Origin of the sequence: Kitasatospora sp. NPDC048722 (assembly GCF_040650235.1) — a bacterium.
Lineage (GTDB): Bacteria > Actinomycetota > Actinomycetes > Streptomycetales > Streptomycetaceae > Kitasatospora.
Genome location: NZ_JBEZGX010000040.1, coordinates 36,863 through 49,945 on the forward strand (window position 1 = coordinate 36,863; position 13,083 = coordinate 49,945).

General features: G+C 72.3%; 14 protein-coding genes and 2 tRNA genes. 10 read left to right on the top strand and 6 right to left on the bottom strand.

Annotated elements, in window-relative coordinates; translation table 11 throughout:
* Nucleotides 1-235 precede the first annotated feature (235 nt).
* Nucleotides 236-1,201, top strand: coding sequence for a hypothetical protein (locus tag AB0C76_RS26820; protein ID WP_359970435.1), 966 nt, complete (start codon nt 236-238; stop codon nt 1,199-1,201).
* A gap of 74 nt (nt 1,202-1,275) precedes the next feature.
* Nucleotides 1,276-1,812: an orotate phosphoribosyltransferase gene (gene pyrE / locus AB0C76_RS26825; protein ID WP_359970438.1), complete on the top strand. Its 537-nt coding sequence runs from the start codon at nt 1,276-1,278 to the stop codon at nt 1,810-1,812.
* A 104-nt stretch (nt 1,813-1,916) separates the two neighbouring features.
* Here pyrE and AB0C76_RS26830 read toward each other — a convergent pair whose 3' ends face one another.
* Nucleotides 1,917-2,633 carry a VTT domain-containing protein gene (locus AB0C76_RS26830; protein WP_359970441.1) on the bottom strand — a complete coding sequence of 239 codons (717 nt, stop codon included), beginning with the start codon at nt 2,631-2,633 and terminating at the stop codon, nt 1,917-1,919.
* A 299-nt stretch (nt 2,634-2,932) separates the two neighbouring features.
* Here AB0C76_RS26830 and fbaA point away from each other — a divergent pair, with 299 nt between their 5' ends.
* Nucleotides 2,933-3,955, top strand: coding sequence for a class II fructose-bisphosphate aldolase (gene fbaA, locus AB0C76_RS26835; protein ID WP_359970444.1), 1,023 nt, complete (start codon nt 2,933-2,935; stop codon nt 3,953-3,955).
* Between the two features lie 96 nt (nt 3,956-4,051).
* Here the strand turns inward: fbaA and AB0C76_RS26840 are convergent, their stop codons facing one another.
* A complete protein-coding gene (locus tag AB0C76_RS26840) occupies nt 4,052-4,471 on the bottom strand; it encodes a DUF3151 domain-containing protein (RefSeq protein ID WP_359970447.1) in 420 nt (139 codons plus the stop codon).
* Between the two features lie 119 nt (nt 4,472-4,590).
* Here AB0C76_RS26840 and AB0C76_RS26845 point away from each other — a divergent pair, with 119 nt between their 5' ends.
* Together AB0C76_RS26845 and AB0C76_RS26850 are read left to right on the top strand one after the other, a co-directional pair.
* Nucleotides 4,591-5,472: a DUF3152 domain-containing protein gene (locus tag AB0C76_RS26845; protein WP_359970450.1), complete on the top strand. Its 882-nt coding sequence runs from the start codon at nt 4,591-4,593 to the stop codon at nt 5,470-5,472.
* 92 nt (nt 5,473-5,564) lie between these two features.
* Nucleotides 5,565-5,837, top strand: coding sequence for a hypothetical protein (locus AB0C76_RS26850; protein WP_359970453.1), 273 nt, complete (start codon nt 5,565-5,567; stop codon nt 5,835-5,837).
* Nucleotides 5,838-5,849: 12 nt separating this feature from the next.
* Here the strand turns inward: AB0C76_RS26850 and AB0C76_RS26855 are convergent, their stop codons facing one another.
* The 4 genes from AB0C76_RS26855 to purS form a co-directional block, all read right to left on the bottom strand.
* Nucleotides 5,850-6,662, bottom strand: a complete 813-nt coding sequence (locus tag AB0C76_RS26855) for a sterol carrier family protein (protein ID WP_359970456.1) — start codon at nt 6,660-6,662, stop codon at nt 5,850-5,852.
* Nucleotides 6,663-6,726: 64 nt separating this feature from the next.
* On the bottom strand, nt 6,727-8,982 hold the full coding sequence (gene purL, locus AB0C76_RS26860; RefSeq protein ID WP_359970459.1) for a phosphoribosylformylglycinamidine synthase subunit PurL: 2,256 nt from the start codon (nt 8,980-8,982) through the stop codon (nt 6,727-6,729).
* Nucleotides 8,982-9,659, bottom strand: a complete 678-nt coding sequence (gene purQ / locus AB0C76_RS26865) for a phosphoribosylformylglycinamidine synthase subunit PurQ (protein WP_359970462.1) — start codon at nt 9,657-9,659, stop codon at nt 8,982-8,984. Before purQ ends, purL begins: the two co-directional genes overlap by 1 nt.
* Entirely contained in the window at nt 9,656-9,910 is a 255-nt protein-coding gene (gene purS, locus AB0C76_RS26870) for a phosphoribosylformylglycinamidine synthase subunit PurS (protein WP_030278336.1), read from the bottom strand. Before purS ends, purQ begins: the two co-directional genes overlap by 4 nt.
* Before the next feature lie 465 nt (nt 9,911-10,375).
* Here purS and AB0C76_RS26875 point away from each other — a divergent pair, with 465 nt between their 5' ends.
* The 5 genes from AB0C76_RS26875 to AB0C76_RS26895 all read left to right on the top strand — a co-directional run bounded on the left by AB0C76_RS26875 (nt 10,376) and on the right by AB0C76_RS26895 (nt 13,071).
* Nucleotides 10,376-10,693 carry an Lsr2 family protein gene (locus AB0C76_RS26875; protein ID WP_030304494.1) on the top strand — a complete coding sequence of 106 codons (318 nt, stop codon included), beginning with the start codon at nt 10,376-10,378 and terminating at the stop codon, nt 10,691-10,693.
* A gap of 153 nt (nt 10,694-10,846) precedes the next feature.
* Nucleotides 10,847-10,919: transfer RNA gene (locus tag AB0C76_RS26880), tRNA-Gly, on the top strand.
* A 39-nt stretch (nt 10,920-10,958) separates the two neighbouring features.
* A tRNA-Gly gene (locus tag AB0C76_RS26885) sits at nt 10,959-11,031 on the top strand.
* Between the two features lie 175 nt (nt 11,032-11,206).
* Entirely contained in the window at nt 11,207-12,232 is a 1,026-nt protein-coding gene (locus AB0C76_RS26890) for an ABC transporter ATP-binding protein (RefSeq protein ID WP_359970465.1), read from the top strand.
* Entirely contained in the window at nt 12,229-13,071 is an 843-nt protein-coding gene (locus AB0C76_RS26895; protein ID WP_359970468.1) for an ABC transporter permease, read from the top strand. The genes AB0C76_RS26890 and AB0C76_RS26895 overlap by 4 nt, the downstream gene beginning before the upstream one ends.
* The last annotated feature ends 12 nt before the right edge of the window (nt 13,072-13,083 follow it).

Sequence of the window (13,083 nt, forward strand, 5' to 3'; positions counted from 1 at the left end):
GGGCGGCCGCCACCCGGAGAAGCGGCGGGGTCGACTTCCTGTACAGGCTGTTCCCCCCTACGGGAGTGCGGCTGGATCACGGTGCCAAGGCGGACGAACCGGACCGCGTACGGCCGAATGGCGCGCGGGTGCGGGTGGGGGTGCCGTGCTCCCCAGGGGGTGTTCGGCCGGGGTGGGGGAAACGGGTGGGCGGTAGGTAGGGACCGGGTGCGGTTGGGTCGGTAGGCTCCGTGGCATGGAGCATGAGGTTGTCGTCCCGATGGCTGCCGAGCTGGTGCGGCAGGCGCTGCAGGATCCGGCCGTGCTGGCCCGGAGTGTCCCGGGGCTGAGCACCGAGCCGACGGCCGTCGGCGGCGGGCCGGCCGAGGAGATCGCGGGTCGGCTGCGGGTGCGGATCGGTGGCTCCACCATCACGTACAAGGGCGTGCTGTCGCTGATCGAGGGCCGGGAGGGCGTGCTGACCGTGCTCGCCGAGGGCCAGGAGGCGCGCGGCAGCGGCGAGGCGACGGCCACCGTCCGGGTGAGCGTCGCGGCCGGGGCCGAGGAGGGCACCGCCGTGGTCCGCTTCACCGGCGACCTGAGCGCCACCGGCCGCATCGCCGAGTGCGACGACGAGACCCTCGCCGCCACCGGCCGCCGCCTGCTGGACCGGTTCGCCGCGGCTCTCGTCTCCCCGGACGAGGCACCGGACGACGAGACCGAGGCCGGGAGTGACACCGGGGCCGGGCCCGGGGCGCAGGACGAGGGAAGCGTCCTGTTCATCGAGGAGCACCAGGACCACCCCGGCGACGACCTCGACGACGACCTCTCCGACCTGATCGCCTTCTCCGACGCCGACGCCGAGCGCTTCGGCCTCCCCACCGGCGGCGCCGACGAGCACGAGGACGCGGTGGCCGAGGAGCTGCCCGCCGAGGTGCCGTTCGACTACGAGGAGGAGCCGGTGCTGACCGGCCCGGTACGCCGCAGCATCGTCGGCCGCTCCGCCGAGGAGGTCGACCACGCCCCGCCGCGCGGGCGCTACGCCCCCGCCCTGCCGGCCCGCAGCGCCCGCGCCCGCGCGGCGTCCCGCTGGGGCGGCGACGCCGGCGGGATCGTCGTGCCCGGCCCGGGCGGCCGCAGCGCGGTGCCGTGGGTGATCGGCGGCGGGGTGGCCCTGCTGGGCGGCGCCGTGGTGCTGGTGCGGGCGCTGCGCCGCAGGTAGGACCTCGGGCCGCGGGCCGGCTCGCTGCTGCCCGGCGGGCGGGCGCCGCGGGTCGGGCCCTAGACTGAACGCTCATGAGCAACGACCGCGACGCCCTGCTGGCACAGATCAAGGACAAGGCCGTCGTGCACGGCAAGGTCACCCTTTCCTCCGGCAAGGAGGCCGACTACTACGTCGACCTCCGCCGGATCACGCTGGACGGCGAGGCCGCCCCGCTGGTCGGCCGGGTGATGCTGGACGCGACCTCCCACCTGGACTACGACGCCGTCGGCGGGCTGACCCTGGGCGCCGACCCGGTCGCCGCCTCGATGCTGCACGCCGCCGCCGCGCGCGGCCGGACGCTGGACGCCTTCGTGGTCCGCAAGGCGGGCAAGGCGCACGGCCTGCAGCGCCGGATCGAGGGCCCGGACGTGAAGGGCCGCCGCGTCCTGGCGGTCGAGGACACCTCCACCACCGGCGGCTCGGTGCTGACCGCCGTCGAGGCGCTGCGCGAGGCGGGCGCCGAGGTGGTCGGCGTCGCGGTGATCGTCGAGCGCGGTGGCGCCGCCGCCGTCGAGGCGCAGGGCCTGCCGTACGTGACCGCCTACACCGCGGCCGACCTGGGCCTGTAATCCGCCCGGCAGGACCCCGAGAACGTCAGAGGGGCCCGGTCCCCGTCCCACGTGTTCCACGTGGAACGGGGACCGGGCCCCTCCGGCGTCCCGCCGGTGTGCGCTCAGCCGCGCCGGTGGCGCCCGCCACCGCTCTGCACGGTGTCGCCGACGGCCTCGACGCCGCCGGCCTTCTTCTTCCTGCGCTCCCGCAGGACCTCGACGAGGATCGGCGAGATCGAGAGCAGGACGATCAGCAGGACCGCCGGGATCAGGTACTTGTCGATCACCGGGGCGAGCGCGTCACCGAAGAAGTAGCCGATCAGCAGCATGGACTCGGTCCAGAGCACGCCGCCGACGACGTTCCACAGGAAGAACGTCCGGGCGGGCATCTCCAGGGTGCCCGCGACCGGGTTGAGGAAGGTGCGGACGATCGGCATGAAGCGCGCCAGCACGACGGCCTTGCCGGGTCCGAACTTGGTGAAGTACTCCTCCGCCTTCATCACGTACTCGCGGCGGAAGATCTTCGACTCGGGCTTGTCGAACATCCTGGGCCCGACCTTCGCCCCGATCAGGTGCCCGAGCTGGGCGCCCGCGATCGCCGCGATCGGGGCTCCGGTCAGCAGGAGCGCGATCGGCAGCTTGGCGCCGTCGCCGAGCACCGACGAAGCGGCGTTCGAGGCGGCCACGCCGGCGATGATCAGCAGCGAGTCGCCCGGGAAGAAGAACCCGACCAGCAGGCCGGTCTCCGCGAAGATGATCGCGAGAAGCCCGATGGCGCCGAGGGACGAGATCAGTTGTTTGGCGTCGAGCAGGTTGACGGCCAGCTGGTTGTAGTCCACGGGCGCAGGATAGCGGTCGTACCTTGACGGCGGCCTCCGCGTGCGCCCCCCGGGCACCGTTCCGACTGGCGGGCTCCTGCTGACCTGCGAGCACGAGTCTGGGAAGATGACACAGGCGTCCGGTCCGCGGTCGCAAAACACCCTCGTTGTCTGCCGCGGTGGTCGCCCCGAACCTTGGTACCGGTGTGCCGGACCCGCAGAGCCGCGCGTCAGCGGCCGGTACCCCGGAGTCGTCACGAAGGCGTACCCAGCGTCGGACAGCACCGTCCGTACGCCGCAACCCGACAGGAGCGGATCGCATGCCCATCGCAACTCCCGAGGTCTACAACGAGATGCTGGACCGGGCCAAGGCGGGCAAGTTCGCCTACCCGGCCATCAACGTCACGTCGTCGCAGACCCTGCACGCCGCGCTGCGCGGTTTCGCCGAGGCCGAGAGCGACGGCATCATCCAGATCTCGACCGGTGGCGCGGAGTTCCTGGGCGGCCAGCACAACAAGGACATGGTGACCGGCGCCGTCGCGCTGGCCGAGTTCGCCCACATCGTGGCCGCCAAGTACGACATCACCGTCGCGCTGCACACCGACCACTGCCCGAAGGACAAGCTCGACGGCTACGTCCGTCCGCTGCTGGCGGTCTCCGCCGAGCGCGTCGCCAAGGGCCTGAACCCGCTGTTCCAGTCGCACATGTGGGACGGCTCGGCCGAGACCCTGGCCGACAACCTGGAGATCGCCCAGGAGCTGCTGGCCCAGGCCGCCGCCGCCAAGATCATCCTTGAGGTCGAGATCACCCCGACCGGCGGCGAGGAGGACGGCGTCACCCACGAGATCAACGACGAGCTGTACACCACCGTCAACGACGCCGTGCGCACCGCCGAGGCCCTGGGCCTGGGCGAGAAGGGCCGCTACCTGCTGGCCGCCTCCTTCGGCAACGTGCACGGCGTGTACAAGCCGGGCAACGTCGTGCTGAAGCCGGAGCTGCTGCGCGAGCTGCAGGACGCGATCGGCAAGCAGTACGGCAAGACCGACCCGTTCGACTTCGTCTTCCACGGCGGCTCGGGCTCCTCCGCCGAGGAGATCGCCACCGCGCTGGAGAACGGCGTCGTGAAGATGAACCTCGACACCGACACCCAGTACGCCTTCACCCGCCCCGTCGCGGCGCACATGTTCCAGAACTACGACGGCGTGCTGAAGGTCGACGGCGAGGTCGGCAAGAAGAACACCTACGACCCGCGCACCTGGGGCAAGCTGGCCGAGGCCGGCATGGCCTCCCGCGTGGTCGAGGCCGCGCAGCAGCTGCGCTCGGCGGGCAACCGCCTGAAGTGAGCCCGGTAGCGGCGTGAACGTCGGTGCCCCCGGTGGTCCGTCCACCGGGGGCACTCACGCGCTCGGACACTCACGCACTCACACGGGACGGGCCTGCTACTGCTTGAGCGCCTCGTACGCCTCTTCGCTGCTGTCCTTCAGGAACTGCCAGCAGCGGGCCTCCTCCTCCGTCTCCTTGATCGCGCCGGCCGCGCGGGCCAGCGCCGCCAGGCAGCGCAGGAAGCCGCGGTTGCCGCGGTGCTCCCACGGCACCGGCCCGTGGCCCTTCCAGCCGTTGCGGCGCAGCGCGTCCAGGCCGCGGTGGTAGCCGGTGCGGGCGTAGGCGTACGACTCGACGTAGCGGCCGGCCGCGAACGCGTCGTCGGCGAGCATGGCCCAGGCCAGGCAGAACGTCGGGAACTCGGCCGCGACCTGGGTCGGCGAGGCCGACTCCTCCGCGAGCATGCGGTAGGGCTGCTCGTCCTCGGGGAGGAGGGTCGGTTCGGGGCCGTCGAGAAGATTCCGGTGAATCGCCATGAAGTGCAGTCTGCCATCCGAGCCGCAGGGGTCAACCGCCGTCGGGTGATCGAACCGGGCGGAAAGCTGCATACCGGGTATGTGGACATTCACCCGTTCTCCATGTCAGGGTGTCGAGCGTGCCCGCAGCTCGAACCGCCTCGCGCAGGAGTGCCCGCTCCGGCCGCAGACGCCGCCCACCGCGCCGCCGCATAGGCCCCGCGGTCCTCATCGCGCTCGTCGCCTCGGTGGCCGTCCTGTCCACGGCGGTCGTCGTGCTGATGAGCCGCCACTCCGCCGCGCCCGTGACGGGCCCGACGACGCAGGCGCGGGTCGTGCCGGCGGCCGAGCTGAGGGCCCCCGCTCCGACTCCGACGGCCACCCCGACGCCGACGCCGACGCCGACCAGCACTCCGACACCCACGCCGACTCCCACCACCACCGCGTCCGACCCGGGCCCCGCCAAGGGGGCCGGGACGTTCACGGTCGCCCCCGCCACCGCTCAGCCGGTCGGCAAGGGCAACATCCGGCGCTACCGGGTCGAGGTCGAGGACGGCATCGGGATCGACCCGACCGCCGCCGCCACCCAGATCCACGGCATCCTCGGCGACAAGCGCGGCTGGACCAGCAACCGCAAGGACGGCTTCCAGCTGGTCGCGAGCGGGCCGTACGACTTCACCGTGAAGATCGCCTCGCCCGCCACCGTGGACCGGCTCTGCGGCGCCGCGGGCCTGGACACCCACGGCGAGGTGAACTGCGACGTCGGCAGCCAGGTGATCGTCAACGCCAAGCGCTGGAACACCGGTTCACCCCAGTTCGACGGCCCGCTGGACGAGTACCGGGCGCTGATCGTCAACCACGAGGTCGGCCACCGGATCGGTCACGGCCACGAGACCTGCCCGGGCCCCGGCAAGCCGGCGCCCGCGATGATGCAGCAGATCTACGGCCTCAAGGGCTGCACCCCCAACGCCTGGCCGTACTCGGCGGACGGGACGTACCTGAGCGGACCCTCGGTGCCGTAACGGGCGCGAAAGCCCGTGCACCGGAACAGGATCGGGACGGAGCAGGCGCGCGACGGCACGAGCGCGCCCTACCCTGCGTCCCGAAGACCGGAGTGGCCGTCAACCTCCTGCTGCCGCGGGTCCAGCGCCAGGCGCGCGCCTCCGTCAGCCGGCTCCGGCAGCTGGCCGACCACCAGCCGGGCCCCGGACGGACCGTGCTCGTTCCGGGTGCGGACACGGCCGCCCTCGCCCGGCTGGCTCCGAAGGGCGAGGGTGACATCGTCCTCATGCTGTCCGAGGACTCCGCGGGCGACACCCCGGACCGGACGTACACCGGTGAGGGCCTCCGCAAGGCTGCGGAGGCCCTGGCGGAGGAACTGCGCTAGGGCGGCGCCGGATCAGCCGAGGACCGGCAGGTACGCGCTCAGGTCGCTGCGTTCGCCCGAGGCCGAGACCGCGGCGGCGTCCACCGCCGCGGCCCAGGCGGTGCGGCCGGTGGCGAGCCGGATCCAGGTCAGCGGGTCGGTCTCGACCACGTTGGGCGGGGTGCCGCGGGTGTGCCGGGGGCCCTCGACGGCCTGCACGACGGCGTACGGTGGGATCCGCAGCTCGACCGCGCCGCCGGGGGCCCGGGCGGCGAGGGCGTCGGCGAGCAGCCGGGTGACGGCGGCGACGGCCTGACGGTCGTGCGGGAAGGCGTCGGGGCCGAGGGCGTCGGCCAGGTCATCGGCGTGCACGACCGTCTCCACGAGCCGGGTGACCAGCATGTCGGCGAGCGTCATCGAACCGAGCCGGATCTCGAACCGCCGTGCCGGGTCGGCCGCTTCGGGCCGCTCCAGCAGTCCGGTCAGCGCGTCGGCGGCCCGCCCGAAGGCCTCCGCCACCGCGGCCGGGGCCCCGGTGAAGTCCGCCGCGGCGCGCTCCCTGGCCTGCTCGTCCAGCAGCGGCGCGACCGTGCCGACCGCCGCCACCCAGCCCGTCAGGTCCAGCGGCGGGCGACCCTGGAGCGGATCGTCCAGGTGCGCGGGGACGAAGTCGAGCTGGACGGCGAGGTGCGCGAGCAGCTCCCGGACGGTCCACTCCCCCAGCCTGGTCGGCAGGTCCAGCTGCTCCGCGGTGAGGCCGCGCACGGCGGCGCGCAGCGCTCCGGTCTGGGCGGCCAGCGCGGCGCGGACCTTCTGCGGCTGGTACGTGCGGGACTTGGGAGGCATGGGGCCCAACATACGCCGAGGGGCGGACGGTTCAGTCGAACCGTCCGCCCCTCGAAGACCGTTGTCAGGCGAGCAGGGCCTCGATGACGCCGGTGTGGGCGTCCTTCAGCTCGGCCAGCGTGACGCTGAACTGCCCCTGGACGTCGATGCTGTCGCCGTCCACGACACCGATCCGGGTGGCCGGCAGGCCCCGGGCGGTGCACATGTCGTTGAACCGGAGCTCCTCGCTGCGCGGCACCGCCACGACGGCGCGGCCGGCCGACTCGGAGAACAGGAACACGAACGGGTCCGTGCCCTCGGGCACGATGATCCGCGCGCCGTGGCCGCCCTTGAGGCAGCTCTCCACGAGCGCCTGGCCGAGGCCGCCGTCGGAGAGGTCGTGCGCCGCGTCGATCATGCCGTCGCGCGAGGCGGCGATCAGGATGTCGCCGAGCAGCCGCTCGCGCTCCAGGTCGACCTTGGGTGGCAGGCCGCCGAGGTGGTCGTGGACGACCTGGGACCAGGCCGAGCCGCCGAGCTCGTCCGCCGTGTCGCCGAGCAGGTAGAGCAGCTGCCCCTCCTCGGCGAAGGCGACCGGGGTGCGACGGGTCACGTCGTCGATGACGCCGAGCACCGCGACCACGGGGGTCGGGTGGATGGCGACCTCGCCGGTCTGGTTGTACAGCGAGACGTTGCCCCCGGTGACCGGGGTGCCGAGGACCAGGCAGGCGTCGGCCAGGCCACGGGTGGCCTCGGCGAACTGCCACATGACGTCCGGGTCCTCGGGGGAGCCGAAGTTGAGGCAGTCGGAGACGGCGAGCGGCTTGGCGCCGCCGGCCGCGACGTTGCGGTAGGCCTCGGCGAGGGCCAGCTGGGCGCCGGTGTACGGGTCCAGCTTGGCGTAGCGGCCGTTGCCGTCGGTGGCGACCGAGACGCCGAGGTTGGTCTCGTCGTCGATCCGGATCATGCCCGAGTCCTCGCCGTGCGAGAGCACGGTGTTGCCGAGCACGTACCGGTCGTACTGGTCGGTGATCCAGGACTTGGAGGCCTGGTTCGGGTGACCGGCGACCTTCAGCAGGTCGGCCTTGAGGCCCTCGCCGGTGGTCGGGCGGGCCAGCCGCTCGCCGGTGGGGGCGTCGGCCTGCAGCGCGTCCTGCCAGCTCGGGCGGGCGTACGGGCGCTGGTAGGTCGGGCCCTCGTGGGCGACGGTGCGCGGCGGCACGTCGACGACGAGCTCGCCGTGCCAGAAGATCTCCAGGCGCTCGCCGTCGGTCACCTCACCGATGACGTTGGCGATGACGTCCCACTTCTCGCAGATCTCCAGGAAGCGGGCGACCTTGTCCGGCTCGACGATCGCGCACATGCGCTCCTGCGACTCGCTCATGAGGATCTCCTCCGGCGAGAGCGTGTTGTCGCGCAGGTGCACGGTGTCGAGGTCGATCCGCATGCCGCCGGAGCCGGCCGAGGCCAGCTCGCTGGTGGCGCAGGACAGACCGGCGCCGCCGAGGTCCTGGATGCCCTTGACGAGCTTCTCGCGGAAGATCTCCAGGGTGCACTCGATGAGGAGCTTCTCCTGGAACGGGTCGCCGACCTGGACGGCCGGGCGCTTGGCCGGCTTGGTGTCGTCGAAGGTCTCGGAGGCCAGCACCGAGACGCCGCCGATGCCGTCGCCACCGGTGCGGGCGCCGTACAGGATGACCTTGTTGCCGGCGCCGGAGGCCTGCGCGAGGTGGATGTCCTCGTGCTTCATGACGCCCACGCACAGCGCGTTGACCAGCGGGTTGCCCTGGTAGCAGGAGTCGAAGACGACCTCGCCGCCGATGTTCGGCAGGCCCAGGCAGTTGCCGTAGCCGCCGATGCCCGCGACGATCCCGGGCAGCACGCGCCGGGTGTCCGGGTGGTCGGCCGCGCCGAACCGCAGCGGGTCCATGACGGCGACCGGGCGGGCGCCCATCGCGAGGATGTCGCGCACGATGCCGCCGATGCCGGTGGCCGCGCCCTGGTAGGGCTCGATGTACGACGGGTGGTTGTGCGACTCGACCTTGAAGGTCACCGCGTAGCCCTGGCCGACGTCCACCACACCGGCGTTCTCGCCGATGCCGACGAGCATGGCGTCGGAATCGGGCTTCTTCTCGCCGAACTGCTTCAGGTGGACCTTGCTGCTCTTGTACGAACAGTGCTCCGACCACATGACCGAGTACATCGCGAGTTCCGCCCCGGTCGGGCGGCGGCCGAGAATCTCCCGGATCCGCGCGTACTCGTCCTCCTTGAGGCCGAGTTCGGCCCACGGCTGGGCCGCGTCCGGGGTCTGCTCGGCGTTCTTGACGGTGTCGAGACTCATCAGGCGTTCACCAGCTGCTTCAGGACGGAAGTGAAGAAGCCCAGGCCCTCGGTGGTCGGACCGGTGAGCGGCTCCACGGCGTGCTCCGGGTGCGGCATCAGGCCGACGACATTGCCGGCGGCGTTGGTGATGCCGGCGATGTCGCGGTACGAACCGTTCGGGTTGACGTCGAGGTACCGGGCGACCACCCGGCCCTCGGCCTCCAGCTCGTCCAGGACGTGCGCGTCGGCGACGAACCGGCCCTCGCCGTTCTTCAGCGGAACCACGATTTCCTGGCCCGCCGAGTAATCCCGGGTCCACGCGGTGCCGGCGTTCTCGATCCGCAGCTTCTGGTCGCGGCAGGCGAAGTGCAGCGAGTCGTTGCGGGTGAGCGCGCCCGGCAGCAGGTGCGATTCGCACAGCACCTGGAAGCCGTTGCAGATACCGAGGACCGGCATTCCGAGCTTCGCCTGCTCGATGATGGTGGTCATGACCGGCGAGAAGCGGGAGATCGCCCCGCAGCGCAGATAGTCGCCGTAACTGAAACCGCCCGGCAGGACGACGGCGTCGACCTGGTGGAGATCCTCGTCACGGTGCCAGAGGGAGACCGGCTCGGCGCCGGCCAGCCGGACCGCGCGCTGCGCGTCGCGGTCGTCGAGGGAACCGGGGAAAGTGACGACGCCTACGCGGGTGGTCACTTCGCCGCCTCCTCGACCCGGACGGTGAAGTCCTCGATCACGGTGTTGGCGAGAAAGGTCTCGGCGGCTTCGCGGATACGGGCGAGTGCGGCGTCGTCGACCGGACCCTCCAGCTCCAGCTCGAAACGCTTGCCCTGGCGGACGTCGGCGATCCCGGTGAATCCGAGACGGGGCAGTGCGCGCTGCACCGCCTGTCCCTGGGGGTCGAGGATCTCCGGCTTGAGCATGACGTCGACTACGACGCGTGCCACTGGCACTCCCGGTGGTGTCTTCGTGAGGCGGGGGAACTCCAGACTACCGGTGGTTTCGGGCGGGATTGCTGGCCGGGGAGGGCGACGCGCGTAGACCCGAGACCCTTACGCCGCAAGGGATCCGGCGGCGCCGACCCCCACCCCCGCAGCCGATTTCGGCGGATTGGCCGCCCCGGCGGAGAACCCCCGAAGAACACCCGAATACGGCACTCCGGGACAGAACCTCCCGTCCCGCGCTCCGGTATCCGCAAGTCCCACGAAGAGACGTGAATATCCGGAAAAGAATGCCAGACTCTTCGATTTCGACCAGCTTCGGGTGCAGAATAGGGCCACCTGTCGCGGCAAGTGCTGCGTATCCGGCGGGCCACCAGGCCTGCCCGTATGCGCTTGCGCGAGTGGTGCACATCAGGCCCCGGGGCGCACCCCGCGCGCCGACGGCCGAATTGCCCGAGAGGATTGACACCCATGGCACAGCGTGTAGTTGTCACGCTCTCCGACGACCTGGACGGCGGCGCCGCCGCGGAAACCGTCCACTTCGGCGTCGACGGGAAGTCGTACGAGATCGACCTGTCCGTGGACAACGCGGAAAAGCTGCGGGAGGCCCTCGCGCCGTTCGTCGCGGCAGGACGGCGGCAGAGCCGCACCGGGAAGTCCTTCCGCCGCACCGCGCTGACCCCCGACCCGGCCGCGGTCCGCGCCTGGGCCCAGTCGCGCGGAATGGAGCTGCCGGCCCGCGGGCGCATCCCCAAGCACGTGTACGAGGCGTTCGCCGAGGCGAACTGACCCCGGCGGGGACGTCCGGCCCGAGCCGGCGGTCCCGCGGTCGCCCTGCCCGCCGAAAGGGTGGGGCGACCACCCCGAACGATGCTGTAGAGTATTCCTCGTCGCCGCAACGGAGAGATCCGAAGAGGCGGCCGGTGCCCCACCAGGCACCGTGCGGACGTGGCTCAGTTGGTAGAGCATCACCTTGCCAAGGTGAGGGTCGCGAGTTCGAATCTCGTCGTCCGCTCGCAGTGCGCGAGCACAGCACAACTCAATAGTTTGACCTGCGGACGTGGCTCAGTTGGTAGAGCATCACCTTGCCAAGGTGAGGGTCGCGAGTTCGAATCTCGTCGTCCGCTCCGAAACGAAGGGCCCCTCGACCGAGGGGCCCTTCGGCATTTCCCCGTGCGTTCCCCGCACCTGTGGACGCAGCGGCGACCGATGACATTTGTCATCGCCGACCCGTGGATCCGCACCCCCTTCCGATGACGGCGCGCACTGACCGCGCGGACCGGGCGGCGGAAGGCTGGAGCCATGGAAACCCGCCAGCCCGCCGGCTCCTCCGGCCCCGTGATCGAGGTCACCGACCTCCAGCGCCACTACGGCTCCGGCACCACCGGCTACCACGCCGTCCGCGGCGTCGACCTGACCGTCGGCCGCGGCGAGCTCTACGCCCTGCTCGGCACCAACGGGGCCGGCAAGACCTCCACCATGGAGCTCGTCGAGGGCCTGGCCGCGCCCAGCGGCGGCACCGTCCGGGTGCTCGGCCACGATCCGTACCGGGAGCGCGCCGCGCTCCGCCCGCGGATCGGCATCATGCTCCAGGAGGGCGGCTTCCCCGGCGAGCTCACCGTCGCCGAGACCGGCCGCACGTGGTCCGGCCTGACCAGCGGCGCCCGCCCGGTGGAGGAGGCGCTGGAGCTGGTCGGCCTCGGCCACCGGCGCGACGTGCGGGTCAAGCAGCTGTCCGGCGGGGAGCGCCGCAGGCTCGACCTCGCGATGGCCCTGCTCGGGCGCCCCGAGGTGCTCTTCCTGGACGAGCCCAGCACCGGCCTGGACCCGGAGGCCCGCGCCGCCGTCTGGCGGCTGGTGCGCGAGCTGCGCGCCCAGGGCACCACCGTGCTGCTCACCACGCACTACCTGGAGGAGGCCGAGGAACTGGCCGACCGGCTGGCGATCATGCACGGCGGCCGGGTCGTCACCACCGGCACCGTGGCCGAGGTGATCGCCGGACGGCCCTCCCGGATCACCTTCGAACTGCCCGGGTTCGCCGGGGCCTCGCTGCCGCCGCTGGCCGGGGCCGAGGTCGCCGTCGACGGCCGCAAGGTCACCGTGCAGACCTCCGCCCTCCAGCGGGACCTCCACGAGCTGCTCGGCTGGGCCCACCACCACGACCTCGCACTCGGCGCCCTGGACGCCCGCAGCGCCTCCCTGGAGGAGGCCTTCCTCGCGATCGCCTCCGAGGCCGCCCACCAGGACGAGCCGCAGCCGCCAGCGCCCGCCGGCCGCACCTCCCGTCCGTCCCGCTCCTCCCGCCGCCTGATCGGATCCGCCCGATGACCACCGCCGCCCCCACCAGCGCCACCGGCACCACCACCGGCCCGCGGGGCACCGCCCTGCGCCGCCTGGCCTCCCTCGGCCGCTCCGAGGCCACCCTGCTGCTGCGCAACCGCTCGGCCCTGTTCACCGCCCTGCTGCTGCCGGTGCTGATGATCGCCGGCCGCCGCAGCATGCTGAAGCAGCAGGCCTCGGACCACCCCGGCCTGGACGTCGACTCGCTGCTGATCATCGGCACCATCGGCGGCATCCTGGCCTTCGTCGTCTACTACAACCTGACCGCCGCGTACGTCGGCCGCCGCAACGAGCTGGTGCTCAAGCGGCTGCGGACCGGCGAGGCCCGGGACCTGGAGATCCTGGCCGGGACGGCTGTGCCCTCGGTGAGCCTCGCGCTGCTGATGAGCGCGGTCGTCGCGGGCGGCGGCGCCGCCTTCCTGCACCTCGGCGCCCCGGTGAACCCGCTGCTGCTGGCCGCCGGGCTGCTCCTGAGCATCGGCACGATGATGGCGACGGCCGCGCTCACCAGCGCCTTCACCAAGACCGTCGAGACCGCCGGCATCACCACCCTCCCGCTGGTGCTGCTCTCGCAGTTCGGCTCCGGACTGTTCATCCCGCTGGAGGTCATGCCCGACCGGGTCGCGGACTTCTGCCGGCTGCTGCCCACCACCCCGGGCTTCCAGCTGGTCCGGATCGGCTGGACCGGAACCGACGGCTCGGCCGCCGCGACCGGCTTCGGCGGCACCTGGTCCACCGCCGTGCCGCACCTCGTCACGGGCGCCGTGTGGCTGGGCCTGGCGGCCTGGGGCGCGGTCCGGTACTTCCGCTGGGAGTCCCGCCGCTGACGTCCCGGCGGA